Origin of the sequence: Nocardia sp. NPDC004604 (genome assembly GCF_040609795.1) — a bacterium.
In the GTDB taxonomy this organism is placed as follows: Bacteria; Actinomycetota; Actinomycetes; order Mycobacteriales; family Mycobacteriaceae; genus Nocardia.
The window spans coordinates 64,130-70,354 of record NZ_JBEXLC010000029.1 but is presented as its reverse complement, the minus strand read 5'-3'; the positions used below and the strand labels follow the sequence as shown (position 1 = coordinate 70,354).

6 protein-coding genes are annotated in these 6,225 nt (G+C 62.6%); 3 read left to right on the top strand and 3 right to left on the bottom strand.

Features of this window, described 5'->3' with window-relative positions; translation table 11 throughout:
- Positions 1 to 306: 306 nt before the first annotated feature.
- Positions 307 to 618, bottom strand: coding sequence for a hypothetical protein (locus tag ABZW16_RS13675; protein ID WP_354955566.1), 312 nt, complete (start codon positions 616 to 618; stop codon positions 307 to 309).
- A gap of 468 nt (positions 619 to 1,086) precedes the next feature.
- On the opposite strand from ABZW16_RS13675, the gene ABZW16_RS13670 reads away from it, so the two are divergent.
- Together ABZW16_RS13670 and ABZW16_RS13665 are read left to right on the top strand one after the other, a co-directional pair.
- Positions 1,087 to 2,091 (top strand): helix-turn-helix transcriptional regulator, encoded by a 1,005-nt coding sequence (locus ABZW16_RS13670; protein WP_354955565.1) that lies wholly within the window; start codon positions 1,087 to 1,089, stop codon positions 2,089 to 2,091.
- A 23-nt stretch (positions 2,092 to 2,114) separates the two neighbouring features.
- Positions 2,115 to 3,056, top strand: coding sequence for an inositol monophosphatase family protein (locus ABZW16_RS13665; RefSeq protein ID WP_354955563.1), 942 nt, complete (start codon positions 2,115 to 2,117; stop codon positions 3,054 to 3,056).
- A gap of 125 nt (positions 3,057 to 3,181) precedes the next feature.
- On the opposite strand, the gene groL is transcribed toward ABZW16_RS13665, so the two are convergent.
- Together groL and ABZW16_RS13655 are read right to left on the bottom strand one after the other, a co-directional pair.
- The gene (gene groL / locus ABZW16_RS13660) at positions 3,182 to 4,807 is read right to left on the bottom strand and encodes a chaperonin GroEL (RefSeq protein ID WP_354955562.1); all 1,626 of its coding nucleotides are present in this window, start codon (positions 4,805 to 4,807) and stop codon (positions 3,182 to 3,184) included.
- A 209-nt stretch (positions 4,808 to 5,016) separates the two neighbouring features.
- Entirely contained in the window at positions 5,017 to 5,316 is a 300-nt protein-coding gene (locus tag ABZW16_RS13655; RefSeq protein ID WP_354955560.1) for a DUF222 domain-containing protein, read from the bottom strand.
- Between the two features lie 198 nt (positions 5,317 to 5,514).
- Here ABZW16_RS13655 and ABZW16_RS13650 point away from each other — a divergent pair, with 198 nt between their 5' ends.
- On the top strand, positions 5,515 to 6,189 hold the full coding sequence (locus ABZW16_RS13650) for a suppressor of fused domain protein (protein ID WP_354955558.1): 675 nt from the start codon (positions 5,515 to 5,517) through the stop codon (positions 6,187 to 6,189).
- The last annotated feature ends 36 nt before the right edge of the window (positions 6,190 to 6,225 follow it).

Genomic DNA, 6,225 nt, shown 5'->3' with positions numbered 1-6,225 from the left:
CTTCCGCACCACCCGCACCGACCGCACCGGACCCTGCTGAACCATGCAACACCTCGACTCCCGTCAGTTGTTGCATCGACCGCGTGAACCCAAGGCATATTCGACCGCCACATGACTACGCTCGGCGAGTGGTCGGAGTGGGTAGCGCAGCAATTTATCTGGACGGGCACTAGCTCCCAGCGGCACGGTCGACACGTTGGCGGCTGAGGCATGGGGTCGGAGCATTGTTGGGGCGGTCAGGGAATTCAGGGAATTCGGTGGTGCCATCCCCTACGAATCCGCATGGGCTGCCGTGCACGAACGCCATCAGTACTCCCGCGAAGCGTCCGGCTTCATCCGGCCCGCGTTGATCAGCGTTTGCCGTGCCGCCGCCTCACGCGGACATTGATCGGCACGACATACCTTGTGCCGCTGCATGGTCGAGTGCGCTTCGGTAATGCTGAGCGCGTGGTCTGGTGCCTCATGGGGCCACCCGCGAGGCCACAATCCGGTGTCGGGCTGGGGAGCACCGACCCGGTCGCGTCGGCGCGCGGCCCGCCATTCGTCCTGTACGCGGTCGACGATCGCTTGTACCGACGTGTCGTCGGGCTCGGCCTCTCGCCACCAGTTGAACCCCATCGCGTCTCACCCCTGCCGTCTATGCCTGTTGTTGGTTGCACGCCACCCGGCGAGGCGATGAACACCGCGAACCGCCCACTGCTGGTGAAGCATCCGCATCGGAAGAGGTTTTCGGAGCGCGCCCGCCGGGTGGGTGCTGGGTCTCAGCGTCGCACCCGAACAAGCTCGTGACACCTGTGTGGCAGTTCAATCTTCGTCAGGTTTGTGGGTGCGCTGACCTGCGGTTTCCATCATAAATCCGCCTTTTACCCATTGGAATGGGTAAGTTCCAACTGCCGCAGTGGTTCCTGAACACAGAGGGGGATACACATGGGAGTCTCATCAGGGGCGCCGAGGGCGTGACTCGGGAAACAACCGTTGAGCCCGCAGGCACGCGGTCGCGAGATGGCTGCTGCGGGTAGGAAGTTGTGGGCGGAGTTGGGGTCGGTGAGAACCGCGGCTACAGAACTTTTGGCCTGGTACCCAGACGTGCCGAGTCTGCAGGCATACCGGTATGCAGCCGGTTTGTCTCAAGATCTCGCAGCTGAGCGCTACAACGAAGTCACGGGCAATCAGACAAGTCTGGGCGGCACCACTATCAACGCCTGGGAAACATGGGCGCGAGGACGTGGTCAAGGATCGCCGCCGTCATTCTCCAGCGTTCTGATCTTGTGTGCCGCCTATGGCCGCGGACCGCTTGGAGTATCGGAAGAGTGCGTGTCGCCAACCGAGTTGATAGCCGAGGCTTACGAGCGCCTGCCGATCGAGGATCAGCTGTCGCTCAAGCAGTACACAGCAAACAATCGAGCTCAATTGGGAACCGCGCGTGAGCAGACGCCTGCCAAATCATCAAAAGACGACGTCGATTCGGTTTCGGATAGAACGACAAGCCAGGTGGGCGGCGAGTTCACTCTTTCGGTGCCGACGATTGAATACGGCAATTCCGACATCGTCGTATGCTCGCTGCCGAATCCGCAACCAGGTCAGCTACTGGATTTGACGTGGGAAACATTCGGGGGCGGCATCGAACGCCTGTCACGGCAGATCAAGAACCTCGGCAAACGCTTGGATGTCGACGCATGCTTCGGCGTGAACGAAGCCGGACTTGTAATGGCAACTTTCCTTGCTTCATCTCGCTTCTCCCGCTGCAAGATCGGCTACCTCCGTTGCAATAAGATCCGGGACGGGATCAATCTGGACGATGCGTCGCATTTCCCCGAAACCAGACCAGCTCCTACCATCTTTATCTGCGACTTCGAGGTCAAGCACGCCGACGTGGTCGGTTATCTCGCCAGCCGGGTTCGAGAGCAGTATCCGAAAGCCGAGCTGTATTTCGCCGTATTCGGCGCAATAACCAAAGGCCGTAACCTGGAAGTAGGCAGTTTCGATGATCTGACCGGGGCCGAAATCATGCGCGCGGCAGGCTTCGAAGCTATCTTTATCGCAGCCACGATGAGCCCACCCGGAATCGAACCTCCACTGGAGTTGCGATGACACCCGCAAGAGGCGATAGCTCGATGAACAGCTCGAGCATGGCCCCCGACCTCGCGCGACGCATCGCCGCGGCAGTGCGCCAGATGATCGAAGAGATCCGTCCACGATTAATCGATGCTGCACTCACCGGCCGCCGCGCAGAAAATGAGAACCTCCGTCACAGAGACAACTTCCTGTCCGACTATGACCTGTGGATGCATGAACGGTACAAAGAGGTGCTGGTCGAACATATCCCCTCGTTCGTTTACGCATCAGAGGAAGCCGATCCGGAAGTCATCGGAAAAGAAGCCGATCCAGATCTATGCGTGCTGATCGATCCTCTGGATACCAGCGAACTGGCAGTACGTGGACTGTGCGGTTATACGCATATCATGGTTTACTCGCGCACCCTGGCTCGCCCGATTATTGCGGTGGTCGGAGATATTTTCCATCATATCCAGATATATTTGGCGGCCCGACAGGACAAAGGCGATGATCGAGCGCTCATGATAACCGCCGACGGCCGCGAACACATTCTTGACAGCCCCTCGGGCACGAGCCTTTCCGAGGCACTGGTCACAAATTATATGATGCGCCCCGAACAGCGATTCCAACCGCTCGCTAGAGAACATCGACTTATAGAGGCACTCAGCGAACCATCTCGCGATGGAAAAGCGAGAGGTCGCATTGGTGTCGATTTCGGCTCGATTGGATTGTGCCATGTTGCCGCCGGATTCTCTGACGCCATGGTGGAATTTGCCAAGGGATTCGCGATCTGGGACCTTTCCCCTGGTCACTATATTCTGCACGCCGCAGGAGGCAGCGTGGTAGATCTGCGCGGAGCAGCAATCCCGCTGAACTACGATCTGGGTTCATTATCGGACATCAAGAACGCAATGAACCGGCGCCAGAAGTTCATTGCCGCCGGAAATCTCAACCTGGCAAACGAAATCCGCGAGACGCTCCTTACAGAAGACCGCCGGTAGCCGCAAAGCCGGTGAGTCACTGCGTATCTCGACTGACCGCCGGTCACCGCAAGAAAAGGCCGAAGGCCGGTCCACCAGGTGGTGGACCGGCCTTCGGGGCTAAAGGTGTTGCTGGGGAGCGGGACTCAGAAGTCCATGCCGCCCATGCCACCGGTCGGGTCGCCCGCGGGAGCGGCGGCCTTCTCCGGCTTGTCGGCAACAACGGCCTCGGTGGTCAGGAACAGGGCCGCGATGGAGGCCGCGTTCTGCAGGGCCGAACGGGTGACCTTGACCGGGTCGGCGACACCGGCGGCCAGCAGGTCCTGGTACTCGCCCGAGTCGGCGTTCAGGCCGTGGCCCGCCGGAAGGTTGGAGACCTTCTCGGCGACAACGCCGGGCTCGAGGCCCGCGTTGAACGCGATCTGCTTCAGCGGAGCCGACAGCGCGACACGCACGATGTTCGCACCGGTCGCCTCGTCACCGGTCAGCTTCAGGTCGTCCAGAGCCGGAGCCGACTGCAGCAGGGCCACGCCACCACCGGCGACGATGCCCTCCTCGACGGCGGCCTTGGCGTTGCGCACGGCATCCTCGATGCGGTGCTTGCGCTCCTTGAGCTCGACCTCGGTCGCGGCACCGGCCTTGATCACCGCAACACCGCCGGCCAGCTTGGCCAGGCGCTCCTGCAGCTTCTCGCGGTCGTAGTCGGAGTCCGAGTTCTCGATCTCGGTGCGGATCTGCGCAACGCGGCCCTTGATGGCCTCCGCGTCGCCCGCGCCCTCGACGATGGTGGTCTCGTCCTTGGTGATGACGACCTTGCGGGCCTGGCCGAGCAGCTCGATGCCAGCGGTCTCCAGGGAGAGGCCGACCTCTTCGCTGATGACCTCGCCACCGGTCAGGATGGCGATATCGGCGAGCTGCGCCTTGCGACGGTCACCGAAGCCCGGCGCCTTGACGGCAACGGACTTGAAGGTGCCGCGGATCTTGTTCACGACCAGGGTCGACAGGGCCTCGCCCTCGACGTCCTCGGCGATGATCAGCAGCGGCTTACCGGCCTGGATGACCTTCTCCAGCAGCGGCAGCAGGTCCTTGACGGTGGAAACCTTGGAACCGACGAGCAGGATGTACGGATCCTCGAGGACCGCTTCCTGACGCTCCGGGTCGGTCACGAAGTAGCCGGAGATGTAGCCCTTGTCGAAGCGCATACCCTCGGTGAGCTCCAGCTGGAGCCCGAAGGTGTTGCTCTCCTCGACGGTGATGACGCCTTCCTTGCCGACCTTGTCCATGGCCTCGGCGATCAGCTCACCGATGGACGAGTCGCCAGCCGAGATACCGGCGGTGGCAGCGATCTGCTCCTTGGTCTCGACCTCCTTGGCGGTGTCGAGCAGCTTGGTGGTGACGGCCTCGACGGCCTTCTCGATACCGCGCTTCAGGCCGAGGGGGTTGGCGCCAGCGGCGACATTGCGCAGGCCCTCACGTACGAGCGCCTGGGCCAGCACGGTGGCGGTGGTGGTGCCGTCACCAGCGACGTCGTCGGTCTTCTTGGCGACTTCCTTGACCAGCTCGGCGCCGATCTTCTCGTACGGGTCCTCCAGGTCGATCTCCTTGGCGATGGAAACACCATCGTTGGTGATCGTGGGGGCACCCCACTTCTTCTCCAGGACAACGTTGCGACCCTTCGGGCCCAGCGTCACCTTGACCGCGTCGGCGAGGGCGTTCAAGCCCCGCTCGAGGCCGCGACGGGCCTCTTCGTCGTACGCAATTGTCTTGGCCATTGCGTTGAGATCCTCCACATGTATATGGCTGACACACAGGACGACCGCAGGTTGGATCGCCCCATTTACGCTGGCCAGGTTCGGTGCCCGCGACGGACGACCGAGGGTGTCGATGGAACCCGGTCTCACCGTCCCGACCTGGCACTCACACGTCGAGAGTGCCAAAGCCCTTTTTAGCACTCAGGGGTATCGAGTGCAAGGTCCGCCCCTCAGGCGGAGCGGCGGTCGTCCACCCGGAGTATCAACGCGACGAACGCGTCGGCCCGGCGCTGCTCGGGCGTGCGTGGTTCTCCCTCATCGACCGTTACGAGTTCCGCATCGTTGAGCAGCAGCTCAGCCTCCACCCGCATGATCGCCCGAATGAACGGCGGCGCGACATCCGGTGGTAGGTCGCCGTTGATGATGTAGCTGCCATCGGGCTGCGATTCGGTGGACACATAGGTCAGCGCGCGCTCGAGATCAGCGCGTCGTTCCCCCGCAACTAGGTCGGAATCCGCGACGTCCGCCATTGCTATAGCTTACCGGTGCGCCGGATCAGGTCTTTTTCGACAGGCCGAGCAGTATCGGATCGACACCGGCACCGCCCCCGTGCCACCAGCAAACCACTGTCCGCCAACCACTTCCGATGCACCCGCACCGGCGCGGGTCCGCGGACGCCCGGAATCGGGTGGTGCGCCGGGCGGCTCTTGCCGACCTAAAGTAGCCGAGTGAGTGAAAGTCCCGGCTGGAGCGCTATCGACGCCGCGTTGGCACAGCTGTACCACGACATCGAACCCAGTCATTGGGGGACGCAGCTGCCCTGGTCACTGGGCGGTCCCGATCCACTGGACGGCATCAGCGCCTATCCGCGCACCGAACCGGTTCCGCACTGGCATTACGTCAGCTATGGCATGACCGAGCTGCACGAAAAGGAATGGGACAATCCGGACGAATCGGGCTGGGGATTCGAGTTCACCTTCCGGCTCGTCCGACAGCCGCACGACCGGCAACCACCGGTCTGGCCCGCCGACTTCCTGCAGAATCTTGCCCGCTACGTATTCCAGTCCGGGAATGGGTTCGCGCCCGGCCACACCATCAAGGCCAATGGTCCGATCGCCGCCGAGCGCGCGGATTCGGATATCCACGCCGTCGCCTTCACCGTTGATCCGGAGCTGGGCGTCATCGACACGCCGCACGGGCGCGTCCAGTTCCTGCAGATCGTCGGGCTGACCATGCCGGAGTACCGGGCCGCACAGGGCGGGCACACCCTCGCGGTGCTCGACGAACTGGCGTCACAGCTACCGCTGCTCGTCACCGATATCGACCGCGGACCGCTGATCGAGGAACCGAAGGCCAAGGCGATGTGGCCGCGCTGGGGCGGGGGTCTGCGCGGGCGGGCGTAGATTTCGCAGCGGAAGATCAACGATCCCGAAGGGGGA